The 15186-nt window shown below is 67.5% G+C and carries 12 protein-coding genes; 9 read left to right on the forward strand and 3 right to left on the reverse strand.

The genetic code is table 11. The features are described from left to right. Nucleotides 1-14 precede the first annotated feature (14 nt). Nucleotides 15-353, forward strand: coding sequence for an antitoxin VbhA family protein (locus G4D77_RS08410; protein ID WP_227740815.1), 339 nt, complete (start codon nt 15-17; stop codon nt 351-353). Further along, on the forward strand, nt 343-1266 hold the full coding sequence (locus G4D77_RS08415; RefSeq protein WP_154835139.1) for a Fic family protein: 924 nt from the start codon (nt 343-345) through the stop codon (nt 1264-1266). Before G4D77_RS08410 ends, G4D77_RS08415 begins: the two co-directional genes overlap by 11 nt. Nucleotides 1267-1308: 42 nt before the next feature. On the opposite strand, the gene G4D77_RS08420 is transcribed toward G4D77_RS08415, so the two are convergent. From G4D77_RS08420 to G4D77_RS08430, 3 genes are all read right to left on the reverse strand, one after another. Then, the gene (locus tag G4D77_RS08420) at nt 1309-2631 is read right to left on the reverse strand and encodes a glycerate kinase type-2 family protein (RefSeq protein WP_154835141.1); all 1323 of its coding nucleotides are present in this window, start codon (nt 2629-2631) and stop codon (nt 1309-1311) included. A gap of 104 nt (nt 2632-2735) precedes the next feature. Continuing rightward, a complete protein-coding gene (locus G4D77_RS08425) occupies nt 2736-3716 on the reverse strand; it encodes a tripartite tricarboxylate transporter substrate binding protein (RefSeq protein ID WP_154835142.1) in 981 nt (326 codons plus the stop codon). A 52-nt stretch (nt 3717-3768) separates the two neighbouring features. Continuing rightward, nucleotides 3769-4881 (reverse strand): tartrate dehydrogenase, encoded by a 1113-nt coding sequence (locus G4D77_RS08430; protein ID WP_154835144.1) that lies wholly within the window; start codon nt 4879-4881, stop codon nt 3769-3771. A gap of 124 nt (nt 4882-5005) precedes the next feature. Here G4D77_RS08430 and G4D77_RS08435 point away from each other — a divergent pair, with 124 nt between their 5' ends. From G4D77_RS08435 to G4D77_RS08465, 7 genes are all read left to right on the forward strand, one after another. Next, a complete protein-coding gene (locus tag G4D77_RS08435) occupies nt 5006-5929 on the forward strand; it encodes a LysR family transcriptional regulator (RefSeq protein WP_012204035.1) in 924 nt (307 codons plus the stop codon). A gap of 86 nt (nt 5930-6015) precedes the next feature. Then, nucleotides 6016-6693 carry a GntR family transcriptional regulator gene (locus G4D77_RS08440; protein WP_012204034.1) on the forward strand — a complete coding sequence of 226 codons (678 nt, stop codon included), beginning with the start codon at nt 6016-6018 and terminating at the stop codon, nt 6691-6693. After that, nucleotides 6690-7646, forward strand: a complete 957-nt coding sequence (gene puuE, locus G4D77_RS08445) for an allantoinase PuuE (RefSeq protein WP_016452629.1) — start codon at nt 6690-6692, stop codon at nt 7644-7646. Before G4D77_RS08440 ends, puuE begins: the two co-directional genes overlap by 4 nt. Before the next feature lie 6 nt (nt 7647-7652). Next, the gene (gene uraD / locus G4D77_RS08450) at nt 7653-9428 is read left to right on the forward strand and encodes a 2-oxo-4-hydroxy-4-carboxy-5-ureidoimidazoline decarboxylase (protein ID WP_017406411.1); all 1776 of its coding nucleotides are present in this window, start codon (nt 7653-7655) and stop codon (nt 9426-9428) included. After that, entirely contained in the window at nt 9425-10717 is a 1293-nt protein-coding gene (locus G4D77_RS08455; RefSeq protein ID WP_213757943.1) for a M20 family metallopeptidase, read from the forward strand. Before uraD ends, G4D77_RS08455 begins: the two co-directional genes overlap by 4 nt. A gap of 396 nt (nt 10718-11113) precedes the next feature. Continuing rightward, nucleotides 11114-12601, forward strand: a complete 1488-nt coding sequence (locus tag G4D77_RS08460; protein WP_016449790.1) for a nucleobase:cation symporter-2 family protein — start codon at nt 11114-11116, stop codon at nt 12599-12601. A gap of 185 nt (nt 12602-12786) precedes the next feature. Next, entirely contained in the window at nt 12787-15084 is a 2298-nt protein-coding gene (locus tag G4D77_RS08465; protein ID WP_154835146.1) for an NADP-dependent malic enzyme, read from the forward strand. The last annotated feature ends 102 nt before the right edge of the window (nt 15085-15186 follow it).

Genomic DNA, 15186 nt, shown 5'->3' on the forward strand with positions numbered 1-15186 from the left:
GCGAGGTGCCCGCCATGTCCAAAGAAGTGCAAATGACATTTCGTGTCGAGCCCGAACTGCGCTCGGAGTTTGCCGACGCTGCCTTGCTGGAAAACCGCCCTGCAGCACAGGTGCTGCGCGAGTTGATGCGCGCCTATGTCAACCAGTCGCGTGAGCGTGTCAGCGGCCCTGTAAACGCCGCCATTTCCGCAACGGAGAAACGTCGGCGCGAAGCAGCCGTCAACTTCGCCCGCGCGTCCATCGGACTGGAAGGCTTCACGCCTTCCGAAGCTGCTGAGACCGGCGCACGCCAATTTATCCGGGGTGATATCCAGCTTGCCGATTTCGTCCAGGTGAAGGTCAATGCGCGATGAGTTCCCGCCTGCATCCGCGAGCGCGTTGACTGCAGCGCAGCGTCAGCAACTCGAAGCCGATCACACATTCAAACGGCTTGTCGAGCTGGAGCTGGAGCCTGTGCGCGGCAGCTTCGACGCTGCCCACCTGAAGGCAGTCCACCATCGCATCTTCCAGGACTTGCCGGACGCCGGCTTCCACGAGGTCACGCCTGGCGAATTCAGAACACAGGTGCCCCATGGCCAGGACTGGATGAAGCAGCGCGGCCTATCGACCATGGGAGGCACTTTCCATGTCGTCTATTCACGCATGGACGACGCGGCCATGGCCAGACTCGACAAGGCCCTCGAAGAAGCCAGCCCCGACGAGCTGCGCGGCTTGAAGACTGCTGAATTCACGGCACGGCTTGCCAGGATGTACATCGAGTTGGACTACGCCCATCCATTCAGCGATGGCAACAGCCGAACGCTTCGCACCTTCACCAGGCAGCTCGCCAGGGAAGCTGGATATGAGGTCGATTGGGCACGATTCGGACACAGTGAGACCGGGCGTGATCTTCTCTATATCGCCCGCGACCGCAGCGTGAACGAGCTGGCGAAGCCGCACGTGCAGCACGAAAACACCATGCGAAAAATCCTGCGCACGCAGGACCGGCTGAAAGTCCATCCCGCCCTGCCCGACTTGCTGCGCGACGCAGTACGTCCGAGCCGCGCAGTGGCCTTTGAGCAACTGAACGAGCGGGAAGCGTTGAGCGAGCATCCCGAGCTGGAAGCGGCATACAAGACCGTGCATGCAGCAGCGACCCGCCTGGCCTCGCAGATGCCGGGCCATCCCGAGGCGCAGAAAGTCGGCATTCAGTCAGTCATGAACCATGTTCAGAACTGCCTGAACGCCGGGGAGACCGTCGACTTCGGCCATAGCCAGAAAAGGTAAAAGCGAACGCCAATGCACCTAATGGCTACGGCCCGGACCTCCTCAAAGAACCAGAATCGCCCGGAAGTCATTCACGTTGGTATGCGTGGGCCCGGTCACCACCAGATCCCCCAACGCATCAAAGAACCCATACGCATCATTGCGATCCAGGTACTCGGCAATCCGCATTCCCTGGGCCTGGGCCCGCGCCAACGTATCCGGTGACACGCGCGCCCCCGCATTGTCTTCCACGCCATCGATGCCATCGGTATCGGCCGCCAGCGCCCAGACCTTCTCCTGCCCCTGCAGGGCCTGGGCCAGCCCCATGCAGAACTCGCCCGCGCGGCCGCCGCGCCCCTTGGGCGTGCCGGCCGGGCGCTGCCGGATGGTGACCGTGGTCTCACCGCCGGACAGGATCACGCAGGGCTTTGCAAACGGCTGGCCGTGGCGGGCCACGGCGCGCGCCAGGGCGGCGTGGACCTTGGCGACTTCGCGCGATTCGCCCTCGATCTCGTCGGACAGCACGTGGGTGCGCAGGCCCGCCGCCTCGGCCACGCGTGCGGCCGCCTCCAGCGAGTGCTGGGGCGTGGCGATCATGTGGACCTCGTGGCCGTCGAAGCGCGCGTCGCCGGGCTTGGGGGTTTCCAGCTCGCCTGCCTCCAGCGCGCGGCGCACGGATTCGGGCACGTCGATGCGGTAGCGCGCGAGGATGGCCAGCGCGTCGGCGCAGCTGCTGGCATCGGGCACGGTGGGGCCGCTGGCGATGATGGAAGGGTCGTCGCCCGGCACGTCGCTGATGGTCAGCGTGACCACGCGCGCAGGTGCGCAGGCCGCGCCCAGGCGCCCGCCCTTGATGCGCGACAGGTGCTTGCGCACGCAGTTCATCTCGCCGATGGCGGCGCCGCTTTCCAGCAGGGCGCGGTTGATGCGCTGCTTTTCCTCCAGGTCGATGCCTTCGGCCGGCAGGGTCAGCAGAGCCGAGCCGCCGCCCGAGATCAGGCACAGCACGAGGTCGTCCTCGGTCAGCCCTTCGGTCAGCGCGAGGATGCGTTCGGCGGCGGCCAGGCCTGCCGCGTCGGGCACGGGGTGGGCGGCCTCGACCACCTCGATGCGCTGCGCCAGGCCTTCGGGGCGCGGCGGGATGTGTTGGTAGCGCGTGACCACGAGGCCGGACAGCGGCGCGTCCGCCGGCCACAGCGCCTCCAGCGCCTGGGCCATGGAGCCGCCGGCCTTGCCCGCGCCCAGCACCAGGGTGCGGCCCTTGGGAGGCTTTGGCAGGCATTGGGCCATGCTGTACAGGGGCTGCGCATCCTTGACCGCAGCGCGGTAGAGGTCGAGCAGAAAGGCTTGGGGATCGGTGAGGTGCAGGTCCGTGGTGCTGGTCATGGTGTGTTGTCTCCGCCGGGCATTATGGAATTTCCTGCACCGGCGGTGGCATGCGGTCAAGTCACAACTGATTCGCCCGGCCTCGTTCCTCGTGCCAACTCAACTCAATCCAGGGCCACCTTGGCATCCTTCACCAGCCTGGCAAAGCGGTCGGTGTCGTCGCGAATCTGGCGCGCCATCTGCTCGGGTGATCCGCCGATGGGCTCGGCGCCTATCTCTTCCATCTTCCTGCGGAACTGCGGGGACTCGATGATGCGGTTCATGTCAGCGCCCAGCCGCGCCAGTACCTCCCTGGGCGTGGAGGCCGGCGCCAGCACGCCGAACCAGGTGCCCATGTCGAAGCCCTTGAGCCCGGCCTCGTCCAGCGTGGGCACATCGGGCAGGGCCACCGAGCGCCTGGCCGTGGTCACGGCCAGCGCGCGCAGCTTGCCGGCCTTGATGTGGGGCAGCACAGGCGTGACGGTATCGAAGGACATGGCGATCTGCCCGCCCAGCAGATCAGTGGTCAGCGGCCCGCTGCCCTTGTAGGGCACGTGCAGCAGTTCCACGCCGCCCATGGACTCGAACTGCGCGCCGATCAGGTGCTGGCCCGTGCCCGCGCCATTGGAGCCATAGGCCAGCTTGCCGGGCTGGGCGCGGGCCTGGGCCAGCAGCTCCTGCACGGTTTTGGCGGGCACCTGCGGATTGACCACCAGCACATTGGGGACCACGGCCACCACGGTGATGGGCGCCAGGTCCTTCTGGAAGTCATAGCCCAGCCTGCGGTAGACGCTGGTGGCAATGGTGTGGTGCACGGCGCCCATGAGCAAGGTGTAGCCGTCAGGTTTCGCCTTGGCCACATGGTCGGCGCCCAGGGTGGCGCCCGCGCCGGGGCGGTTTTCCACGACCACGGGCTGGCCCAGACTCTTGGACAGCTCCTGGCCCAGCGCACGTGCCAGCACATCGGTGGTGCCGCCTGCGGGAAACGGCACGATGAGGTTGACGGGGCGCGCCGGCCAGGCCTGGGCCCAGGCAGCTGGGATGGTGGCAGGAATGGCGGCGGCCAGCGCGCACGTGGCGGCGGCAACCCTGGTGATGCGGTTCATGGCTTGTCTCCTGTCTGTTCTTTTGTGGGTTATCGGACCATGCAGCGCGCGCTCAGGCAGGCACGGGCACGGGCTCGGCCTGGGCCTCGGCGGTCTGCGCGCGCAGCCGTGCGCAGACCGCGTCGGTGACCTGGCGCGTGGTGGCCTTGCCGCCCAGGTCGCGCGTGTGCAGCGCGGCATCGGCCGTCACCTGCTCCACGGCCTGCATCAGCCGCTGCGCGGCGCGGTGCTCGCCCAGGTGCTCCAGCAGCATCACGCAGCTCCAGAAGGTGCCCACGGGATTGGCCAGGCCCTGGCCCATGATGTCGAAGGCCGATCCGTGGATGGGCTCGAACATGCTGGGGTAGCGGCGCTCCGGATCGATGTTGCCCGTGGGCGCAATGCCCAGGCTGCCGGCCAGCGCGGCCGCCAGGTCGCTGAGGATGTCGGCATGCAGGTTGGTGGCGACCAGGGTGTCCAGCGAGGCGGGGCGGTTGACCATGCGCGCCGTGGCCGCGTCCACCAGCTCCTTGTCCCAGCGCACGTCGGGGAACTCGGCGGCCACCTGCACCGCGATCTCGTCCCACATCACCATGGCATGGCGCTGGGCGTTGGACTTGGTGATCACCGTCAGCAGCTTGCGCGGCCGCGACTGCGCCAGGCGGAAGGCAAAGCGCATGATGCGCTCCACGCCCGCACGGGTCATCATGCTCACGTCGGTGGCCACCTCGATGGGATGGCCCTGGTGGGCGCGGCCGCCCACGCCCGCGTATTCGCCCTCGGAGTTCTCGCGCACGATGACCCAGTCCAGGTCCTCTCGCGCGCAGCGCTTGAGCGGCGCATCGATGCCGGGCAGGATGCGCGTGGGCCGCACATTGGCGTACTGATCGAACCCCTGGCAGATCTTCAGGCGCAGGCCCCACAGCGTGACATGGTCGGGAATGTGCGGGTCGCCGGCCGAGCCGAACAGGATGGCGTCCTGGCCGCGCAGCGCGTCCAGCCCGTCGGCCGGCATCATCTCGCCGTGCGCGCGGTACCAGTCGCCGCCCCAGCCGAAACTGGTGAAGGCAAAGCCCAGGCCGGGCTGGGTTTCGGCCAGCGCCTGCAGCACCTCCTGCCCTGCGGGCACCACTTCCTTGCCGATGCCATCGCCGGGAATGCAGGCGATGCGGTATGTCTTTGTCATGAGGGCTCCTTGGCTTGCGGTGGATGAAGCGCCATGCGGATCCATGGCCTTGTCCGTGAATCTATCGATGGAACAACGCCGCGCGCGCCTCTAGAGTGATGGCATCGTTCACTTTGATTCAACAATGAGCACACCCGTCTCAGCGCCATCGGAGATGGCCTTCTTCTGCCTGCTGGCCCGCAGCGCCAGCCTGTCGGCCACGGCCCGCGAGCTGGGCATCACCACGCCGGCGGCCAGCAAGCGCCTGTCCCAGATGGAGGCGCGGCTGGGCGTGCAACTGGTCAGCCGCACGACGCGGCGCCTGGGCCTGACCGATGAGGGCCAGACCTACCTGGCCCATGCGCGGCGCATCCTGGACGACATTGCCGCCATGGAGCAGGCCGTGGCCGGCATGCCCGGGCAGCCGCAGGGCCTGCTGCGCATCAATGCCACGCTGGGATTCGGGCGCAGCCATATCGCGCCGCTGATCGCCAGCTTCGTGCGCAGGCACCCGCAGATCCAGGTGCAGCTGCAGCTGTCGGCCTCGCCGCCGCCCCTGGTCGATGACAGCTTCGACCTGTGCATACGCTTTGGCGAGCCGCCGGACGCGCGCGTCATCGCGCGGCGCCTGGCGCCCAACCGGCGGCTGCTGTGCGCGTCTGCCGCCTACCTGGCACGGCGCGGCACGCCGGCCACCCCGCGCGAGCTGATGCAGCACGACTGCATCGACATCCGCCAGGGCGACGACACCCACGGCGTCTGGCGCTTCACCCACAACGGCCCCGGCCGCAAGACCGAGGCCATCCGCCTGCGCGACAGCCTGAGCACCAACGATGGCGAGATCGCCGTAGGCTGGGCCCTGGCCGGCCTGGGCATCGTCATGCGCGCCGAATGGGATGTCGCCCGCTACCTGCGCAGCGGCCGCCTGGTGCAGGTGCTGGCCGACCATGCCACGGCGCCGGCCGACATCCATGTGGTCTATCCGCAGCGGCATGCGGCAACCCAGCGCGTGCAGCGCTTTGTGGAGCACCTGGCACGGCACTTCGATACGGCCGCGCCCGGTTTCTGAAAAGGGATGCCGTATGCGGGGAAACGCCAATAAGCAGTAGACAGAAACTGTATACAACTCTTGTGGCCAGCCGCTATGATGGCCGGATGGAGACTTCCACCACCAGTTTCATTGTCGAGAGCCTGACCCGGGCCATCGTCGAACACCGTCTTCTGCCCGGCACCAAGCTGGCCGAGCAGAAATTGGCAGACCATTTCGGCGTCTCGCGCACCCTGGTGCGCCAGGCGCTGTTCCAGCTGTCGCAAAACCGCCTGATCCGGCTCGAACCCGCGCGCGGGGCCTTCGTGGCCACGCCCTCGGTGGACGAGGCGCGCCAGGTCTTCGCCGTGCGCCGGATGCTCGAGGCCGAGATGGTGCGCGCCTTCATCGCCCAGAGCACGCCGGCCAAGATCCGCGCGCTGCGGCAGCACGTGGCGGCCGAGAAAAAGGCCATGGACGGCAACGACGTCGGCCAGCGCACCGAGCTGCTGGGCGACTTCCACGTGCGCATGGCCGAACTCATGGGCAACGAGGTGCTGGCCCAGCTGCTGGGCGAGCTGATCTCGCGCTGCGCGCTGATCACGCTGATGTACCAGTCCAGCACGGCCGCCGAGCATTCCCATGACGAGCATGCCGAAATCGTCACTGCCCTGGCCGGCGGCGACGCCGACCACGCCGTGCAGCTCATGCAGCAGCACCTGGACCACGTGGAAGCCGGCCTGACCTTCGACCGCGACATGCCGACCAGCGATCTTTCGATGGCCCTTTCCTCCGTATCCGCATGACCTACGACGCCACTGCCCCCTATCCCCGCGACCTGATCGGCTACGGTCGCACGCCCCCGCACGCCCGCTGGCCCGGCCAGGCCCGCGTGGCCGTGCAGTTCGTCCTCAACTACGAAGAGGGCGGCGAGAACTGCGTGCTGCATGGCGATGCCGCCAGCGAGCAGTTCCTGTCCGAAATGTTCAATCCGGCCGCCTACCCCGAGCGCCACATGAGCATGGAAGGCATCTACGAGTACGGCTCGCGCGCCGGTGTCTGGCGCATCCTGCGCGAGTTCGAGAAGCGCGGCCTGCCGCTGACCGTGTTCGGTGTGGCCACGGCCCTGCAAAAGCACCGCGAACTGGCCGCCGCCTTCCACGAGCTGGGCCATGAAGTGGCCTGCCACGGCCTCAAGTGGATCCACTACCAGAACATTCCCGCCGAGGTCGAGCGCGAGCACATGCGCCAGTGCATGGAGATCTTCGGCGAGCTGTATGGTCACGATGGCGACCACGGCCTGGGCTGGTACACGGGCCGCGACAGCCCCAACACCCACCGCCTGGTGGCCGACGACGGCCGCTTCGCCTATGACAGCGACTACTACGGCGACGACCTGCCCTTCTGGATGAAGGTCGGCAAGAGCGACGGCAGCACCCGCAGCCAGCTCATCGTGCCCTACACGCTGGACTGCAACGACATGCGCTTCGCCCTGCCCCAGGGCTACTCGCACGCCGACCCGTTCTTCCAATACCTGAAGGACACGTTCGACGCCCTCTACGCCGAGGGCGATCCGGCCGGCGATGACTCCCCCAAGATGATGAGCATTGGCATGCACTGCCGCCTGCTGGGCCGCCCCGGCCGCATCACGGCACTGCAGCGCTTTCTGGACCACATCCAGCGGCACGACAAGGTCTGGGTCTGCCGCCGCATCGACCTCGCGCGCCACTGGGCGCACCACCATCCCGACAAGGAATAACGCAGCATGGCTCTGACGCTGGAACAACTCAATGCCGCCGACTTGGCCACCGCCACCGGTCTGCTCGACGGCCTGTACGAACACTCGCCCTGGATTGCCGAGGCCGCGCTGGCCCAGCGCCCCTTCCGCTCGCTGGCACAGATCAAGTACGCCATGGCCCAGGTGCTGGACAAGGCGCCGGTGCAGGCCAAGCTCGACCTGATCCGCGCCCACCCGGAGCTGGCCGGCAAGGCCATGGAGACCAACACGCTCACGGCCGAATCCACCAACGAGCAGAACAAGGCCGGCCTGACCCGCTGCACGCCCGAGGAGCTGGAGCACATCCGCAAGCTCAACGCCGAGTACGGCAAGCGCTTCGGCTTTCCCTTCATCCTGGCCGTGCGCGGTCCGCGCGGCGCGGGCCTGGCCAAGGCCGAGATCATCGAGACCTTCGAGCGCCGCCTGCACAACCACCCCGACTTCGAGCTGGGCGAGGCGCTGCGCAACATCCACCGCATTGCCGAAATCCGCCTGAACGACAAGTTCGGCTACACGCCCGAGCTGGGCAACGATGTCTGGGACTGGCAGGAAAAGCTGGCCCAGCACAGCGACCCGGGGTATGCCGAAAAGGGCCAGCTCACCGTCACCTACCTCACCGATGCCCACCGCGCCTGCGCCCAGCGCATCAGCCACTGGATGCGCGACTGCGGCTTCGACGAGGTAGAGATCGACGCCGTGGGCAACGTCGTGGGCCGCTACAAGGCGGCCACCGACGATGCCAAGACCCTGCTGACCGGCAGCCACTACGACACCGTGCGCAACGGCGGCAAGTACGACGGCCGCCTGGGCATCTTCGTGCCCATGGCCTGCGTGCGCGAGCTGCACCGCCAGGGCAGGCGCCTGCCGTTCCACATCGAGGTCGTGGGCTTTGCGGAAGAGGAGGGCCAGCGCTACAAGGCCACCTTCCTGGGCTCGGGCGCGCTGATCGGCGACTTCAAGCAGGAATGGCTGGAGCAAAAGGATGCCGACGGCATCACCCTGCGCGAGGCCATGCAGCATGCCGGCCTGTGCATTGACGACATTCCGAAGCTGCAGCGCGATCCGGCCCGCTACCTGGGCTTCATCGAGGTGCACATCGAACAGGGCCCGGTGCTCAACGAGCTGGACATCCCGCTGGGCATCGTCACCTCCATCAACGGCAGCGCGCGCTACATCTGCGAGATGATCGGCATGGCCAGCCACGCCGGCACCACGCCCATGGACCGCCGCCGCGATGCCGCCTGCGGCGTGGCCGAGCTGGCGCTGTACATCGAAAAGCGCGCCGCGCGCGACGGCACCTCGGTGGCCACCATGGGCCAGCTCAATGTGCCCAGCGGCTCGGTCAACGTGGTTCCCGGCCGCTGCCAGTTCAGCCTGGACCTGCGCGCGCCCACCAACGAGCAGCGCGACGCCATGGTGGCCGACATCCTGGCCGAGATCGAGGCCATCGCCCAGCGCCGTGGCCTGCGCTACAGCACCGAGCTGGCCATGAAGGCCGCCGCCGCTCCCAGCGCCCCCGAATGGCAGCAGCGCTGGGAAGCCGCCGTGGACGCCCTGGGCGTGCCCCTGTACCGCATGCCCAGCGGCGCCGGCCACGACGCCATGAAGCTGCATGAAATCATGCCCCAGGCCATGCTGTTCGTACGCGGCCTGAACGCCGGCATCAGCCACAACCCGCTGGAAAGCTCCACCGCCGACGACATGCAACTGTCCGTCGATGCCTTCTCCCACGTACTGAACCAACTGGCCCAAGAGCAGCAATGACCAACATGAACCAAGACAAGCAAGCCACCTACGCCGCCCTGGACGCCTGGATCGACCAGCATTTCGATGAAGAGGTGCAATTCCTGCAGGCCCTGGTCCAGGTTCCGACCGACACCCCGCCCGGCAACAACGCCCCCCACGCCGAGCGCACGGCCGAGCTGCTCAAGACCTTCGGCTACGAGGCCGAGAAGCACACCGTGCCCGAGGCCGAGGTCAAGGCCTACGGCATGGAATCCATCACCAACCTGATCGTGCGCCGCCCCTACGGCAGCGCAGGTGACGCCGGCGGCGGCCTGACCATTGCGCTGAACGCCCACGGCGACGTGGTGCCGCCCGGCGAGGGCTGGACCCAGGACCCCTATGGCGCCGCCATCGAGGACGGCAAGCTCTACGGCCGCGCCGCCGCCGTGAGCAAGAGCGACTTCGCCACCTTCACCTACGCCGTGCGTGCGCTCGAAGCCGTGGCCCGGCCCTCCAAGGGCGCGGTGGAACTGCACTTCACCTATGACGAGGAATTCGGCGGCATCCTGGGCCCCGGCTGGCTGCTGGCCAACAACCTCACCCAACCCGACCTGATGGTCGCGGCCGGCTTCAGCTACGAAGTCGTCACCGCCCACAACGGCTGCCTGCAGATGGAAGTGACCGTGCAGGGCAAGATGGCCCACGCCGCCGTGCCCCACACGGGCGTGGACGCGCTGCAGGCCGCCGTGGTGCTGATGAATGCGCTGTACGCCGAGAACACCAAGTACCAGCAGGTGACCTCCAAGGTGCCGGGCATCAAGCACCCCTACCTGAACATCGGCCGCATCGAAGGCGGCACCAACACCAACGTGGTGCCCGGCAAGGTCGTGCTCAAGATCGACCGCCGCATGATCCCCGAGGAGAACCCGGCCGAGGTCGAGGCCAGCATCCGCGCCGTCATCGCCCAGGCTATTGCCGACTTCAACGCCAAGGGCGGCTACACGGGCGAGGATGCCGTGCGCGTGGACATCAAGCGCCTGCTGCTGGCCAATGCCATGACGCCGCTGGCCGGCAACAAGCCCCTGGTGGACGCCATCCAGGCCCATGGCGAAGCCGTCTTCGGCGAAAAGCCCCCGGCCGTGGGCACGCCTCTGTACACCGACGTGCGCCTGTACGTGGAGCGCGGCATTCCCGGCGTGATCTACGGCGCCGGCCCGCGCACCGTGCTGGAGTCCCATGCCAAGCGCGCCGACGAGCGCCTGGTGCTGGAGGACCTGCGCCGCGCCACCAAGGTCATCGCGCGCATGCTGTGCGACCTGACCGCCTGACGGCCCGCATCAAGGCCTGACACCCAAGCCCGGCGCCGCCGGGCTTTTTTGCGTCCGGGCACCGCATCGGGGCGCGTGCACCTCCGCAGCCCATGCCGTGCACCCGAGCCGCGCCCGAACCACGCCCGAACCACGCCCGAGCCGCGCCACAGCGGCCGCCAGGCACCAGCACGGTGCCTGGCGCTTGCCTGGCGGCTGGCATCCATCTTGCAATGCACCATGGCACTCCCGCCCTGGCAGGCGATGCGCACCAAAACGGGTTGGCGCGGCTGCCGCAACAGGGTTTACCGGGAGCAGAAATTTCCCATGATCTGTATACACTTTTTGTATGGATGTTGGTGCCAAACCCTGTCACGCCGGCGTCCGTTCCCATAAATCCCGAGGAGACAAATCCCCATGCAATCTTCCGTTCATCCCGTCGATGAGATGCTGCCCGCAGGCAAGCTCACGGCGCTGGGCCTGCAGCACGTTCTCGTGATGTATGCGGGCGCCGTGGCCGTGCCCCTGATCGTCGGCCGCGCACTCAACCTGCCGCCCGAGCAGGTGGCCCACCTGATCTCGGCCGACCTGTTTTGCTGCGGCCTGATCACGCTGATCCAGGCCATGGGCGCGACCCAGTGGTTCGGCATCAAGCTGCCCGTGATGATGGGCGTGACCTTCGCCAGCGTGGCGCCCATGGTGTCCATGGCGCAGACCACGGGCGGCTCGGCGGGCGCGGGGCTGATCTTCGGCTCGGTGATCGGGGCGGGGATCGTGTCCATCCTCATCGCCCCGCTGATCAGCCGCATGCTGCGCTTTTTCCCGCCCGTGGTGACCGGCACCATCATTGCCGTCATCGGCATCAGCCTGATGCGCGTGGGCGTGAACTGGATCTTCGGCAACCCCGTCGGCCCCACCGCGCCCAGCGTGCCCAACCCCGAGCACCTGAAATGGCTGGCCGACGCCCAGGCCACGGCCGGCGCGCCAGGCTCCTCGCTGCCGCCCGTGCCCAAGGGCTTCGCGGTCGTGCCCACCATTCCCAACCCCAAGTACGGCGACCTGACCGGCGTGGGCATCTCGGCCATCGTGCTGTTGTCCATCCTGCTGATCGCGCGCTTTGCCAAGGGCTTCCTGGCCAACGTCTCGGTGCTCATGGGCATCCTGATCGGCGGCGTGCTGTCCGTGGCCATGGGCCTGATGGACTTCAGCAAGGTCGCCAAGGCCGAATGGTTCACGATGGTGCTGCCCTTCGAGATCGCCACGCCGGTGTTCGACCCCATCCTCATCCTCACCATGAGCCTGGTGATGGTGGTGGTGATGATCGAGTCCACCGGCATGTTCCTGGCCCTGGGCGACATGACCGATCGCAAGATCAGCCAGGACGAGCTGACCCGCGGCCTGCGCACCGACGGCCTGGGCACGCTGATCGGCGGCATCTTCAACACCTTCCCCTACACCAGCTTCTCGCAGAACGTGGGCCTGGTCGCCGTCACCGGCGTCAAGAGCCGCTGGGTCTGCGTGGCCGGCGGCGTGATCCTGATCGTGCTGGGCGTGCTGCCCAAGATGGGCGCCCTGGTCGAGTCCCTGCCCACCGTGGTGCTGGGCGGCGCGGGCCTGGTGATGTTCGGCATGGTGGCCTCCACCGGCATCCGCATCCTGAGCAACGTGGATTTCCAGACCAACCGCAACAACGCCATGATCGTCGCCGTGTCCATCGGCGTGGGCATGATTCCGCTGGTGGCGCCGAATTTCCGCCAATGGATGCCCCACGGCATTCATCCGTTGATCGAATCCGGTATCCTGCTGGCCTCGATTACCGCGGTGGCATTGAACATTTTCTTCAACGGAGCCAGCAGCGACACCTCTGCTGCCGTCCGGGCCGCACGCCAGGCAGACGCCCACTGATGAAACAGTGCCCGCCCTGGCGGGCACGCCCAACAACCGCCCGGCCTACCCGCCGGGCCGTGCGCCCCCTGCCGTCCATAGGCGCCAGGGGGCTTGTTGTCGAAATCCCTGAGGCAAAACTGTCCTGACCCTCATAGGCTGTAGCTATCCGGTAAGCTCCGAGAGCATTTGCAGAGAATTCCTGTATGACCCAAAACCTGTCCAACGCCGAACAAGCCCTGCGCGACGCAGCCCGCGAATACCATCGCAGCCCCAACAAGGGCAAGATCTCCGTCACGCCCACCAAGCCCTTGTCCAACCAGCGCGACCTGTCGCTGGCCTATTCGCCCGGCGTGGCCTACCCCTGCCTGGACATCCAGGCCGCCCCCTCGCTGGCCGCCGAATACACGGCGCGCGGCAACCTGGTCGGCGTCATCACCAACGGCACGGCCGTGCTGGGCCTGGGTGACATCGGCCCGCTGGCCGGCAAGCCGGTGATGGAAGGCAAGGGCTGTCTGTTCAAGAAGTTCGCCGGCGTCGACGTGTTCGACATCGAACTGGCCGAGCGCGATCCGGACAAGCTGATCGAGATCATCGCCTCGCTCGAACCCACGCTGGGCGGCATCAACCTCGAGGACATCAAGGCGCCCGAGTGCTTCTACATCGAGCAGGAGCTGTCCAAGCGCATGAACATCCCCGTGTTCCATGACGACCAGCACGGCACGGCCATCATCTCCAGCGCCGCCCTGCTCAACGGGCTGGAGCTGGTGGACAAGCAGATCGGCAACGTCAAGATCGCCGTCTCCGGCGCCGGCGCCGCCGCCATCGCCTGCGTGAACGTGATGGTGGGACTGGGCGTCAAGCGCGAAAACGTCTTCATGTGCGACTCCAAGGGCGTGATCTACGAAGGCCGCCCCGGTGGCCTGGACGCCTCCAAGGCCCAGTACGCGCAAAAGACGGACGCCCGCACCCTGGCCGATGCCGTCAAGGATGCCGACGTCTTCCTGGGCTGCTCGGCTCCCGGCGTGCTCACTGCCGACATGGTCAAGACCATGGCCGACAAGCCCATCATCCTGGCCCTGGCCAACCCCGAACCCGAGATCCGCCCCGAGCTGGCCAAGGCCGTGCGCCCGGACTGCATCATGGCCACGGGCCGTTCTGACTACCCCAACCAGGTCAACAACGTCCTGTGCTTCCCCTACATCTTCCGTGGCGCGCTGGACTGCGGCGCCACCAAGATCACCGAAGCCATGAAGCTGGCCTGCGTGCGCGAAATCGCCGCACTGGCCAAGCAGGACGTCAGCGATGAAGTCGCCGCCGCCTACCAGGGCAAGGAGCTGAAGTTCGGCCCCGACTACCTGATCCCCACGCCCTTCGACACCCGCCTGATCCTGCGCATCGCGCCGGCCGTGGCCAAGGCCGCCGAAGAGTCCGGCGTTGCCACCCGCCCCATCGCCGACTACGACGCCTACCGCGAGAGCCTGACCCGCTTCGTCTACCAGACCAGCATGTTCATGCGTCCGGTGTTCGCCGCTGCCAAGGCCAACCAGCAGCGCGTGGCCTATGCCGAAGGCGAAGACGAGCGCGTGCTGCGCGCCGCCCAGGTGGCCGTCGATGACGGCCTGGCCAAGCCCATCCTGATCGGCCGCCCCGCCGTGATCGAGGCCCGCATCGCCAAGGCCGGCCTGCGCCTGGTGCTGGGCAAGGACGTGGAGATCTGCAACCCCGAGGACGATCCGCGCTTCCGCCAGTACTGGGAAACCTACCACCGCCTGATGGGCCGCAACGGCGTCACGCCCGAGACCGCCAAGGCCGCCGTGCGCCGCTCCAACACGCTGATCGCAGCGCTCATGGTCCACCTGGGCGATGCCGACGCCATGCTCTGCGGCCTGGTCGGCAAGTTCGACAGCCACCTGGCCCATGTGCGCGACGTGCTCGGCCTCAAGCAAGGCGCTGGCGAGTTCGCCACCGTCAACGCCGTGATGCTGGACAGCGGCACGCTGTTCATCGCCGACACCTACATCAACGAGGCGCCCAACGCCACCGAGCTGGCCGACATCGCCCGCCTGGCGGCCGAGGAAGTGGCCCGCTTCGGCCTGCCGCCCAAGGTGGCCTTCCTGTCGCACAGCAACTACGGCTCGTCCAGCCGCCCCTCGGCGCTGAAGATGCGCGCCGCGCGCGACCTGTTCGCCGCCGCCAACCCCGACGTGGAATGCGATGGCGAAATGCACGGCGACTCCGCCCTGTCCGAAGCCATCCGCGACCGCGCCCTGCTCGAGTCCTCGCTGCACGGCGAGGCCAACGTGCTGATCTGCCCCAACCTGGACGCCGCGAACATCCTGTTCAACGTGCTCAAGACCACGGGCGGCCACGGCACGACCATCGGCCCCATCCTGCTGGGCGGTGCTGCCGCAGCCCATGTGCTGACCCCCTCCGCCACCGTGCGCCGCGTGGTCAACATGACGGCCCTGGCCGCAGCCCAGGCCATCGCTGCCCGCGGCTGATCCGCTGCGCCCCCCGAAAGGCGCCCCTGCGAAGGGGCGCCTTTTTGATTGCGGGTCGTGCATCGGCACGCATCCCTCGGGACCCACGCAAGCCCGGCTAGA

Origin of the sequence: Delftia sp. WY8 (genome assembly GCF_018437695.1) — a bacterium.
Lineage (GTDB): Bacteria > Pseudomonadota > Gammaproteobacteria > Burkholderiales > Burkholderiaceae_C > Comamonas > Comamonas tsuruhatensis.

Excerpts from the sequence above, each read along its gene's own strand:
- G4D77_RS08410 (WP_227740815.1), top strand. The coding sequence starts at position 15 with ATGTCCAAAGAAGTGCAAATGACATTTCGTGTCGAGCCCGAACTGCGC.
- G4D77_RS08435 (WP_012204035.1), top strand. The coding sequence starts at position 5,006 with ATGAGCACACCCGTCTCAGCGCCATCGGAGATGGCCTTCTTCTGCCTG.
- G4D77_RS08460 (WP_016449790.1), top strand. The coding sequence starts at position 11,114 with ATGCAATCTTCCGTTCATCCCGTCGATGAGATGCTGCCCGCAGGCAAG.
- G4D77_RS08440 (WP_012204034.1), top strand. The coding sequence starts at position 6,016 with ATGGAGACTTCCACCACCAGTTTCATTGTCGAGAGCCTGACCCGGGCC.
- G4D77_RS08425 (WP_154835142.1), bottom strand. The coding sequence starts at position 3,716 with ATGAACCGCATCACCAGGGTTGCCGCCGCCACGTGCGCGCTGGCCGCC.
- G4D77_RS08430 (WP_154835144.1), bottom strand. The coding sequence starts at position 4,881 with ATGACAAAGACATACCGCATCGCCTGCATTCCCGGCGATGGCATCGGC.
- G4D77_RS08415 (WP_154835139.1), top strand. The coding sequence starts at position 343 with ATGCGCGATGAGTTCCCGCCTGCATCCGCGAGCGCGTTGACTGCAGCG.
- uraD (WP_017406411.1), top strand. The coding sequence starts at position 7,653 with ATGGCTCTGACGCTGGAACAACTCAATGCCGCCGACTTGGCCACCGCC.
- G4D77_RS08420 (WP_154835141.1), bottom strand. The coding sequence starts at position 2,631 with ATGACCAGCACCACGGACCTGCACCTCACCGATCCCCAAGCCTTTCTG.
- puuE (WP_016452629.1), top strand. The coding sequence starts at position 6,690 with ATGACCTACGACGCCACTGCCCCCTATCCCCGCGACCTGATCGGCTAC.
- G4D77_RS08455 (WP_213757943.1), top strand. The coding sequence starts at position 9,425 with ATGACCAACATGAACCAAGACAAGCAAGCCACCTACGCCGCCCTGGAC.
- G4D77_RS08465 (WP_154835146.1), top strand. The coding sequence starts at position 12,787 with ATGACCCAAAACCTGTCCAACGCCGAACAAGCCCTGCGCGACGCAGCC.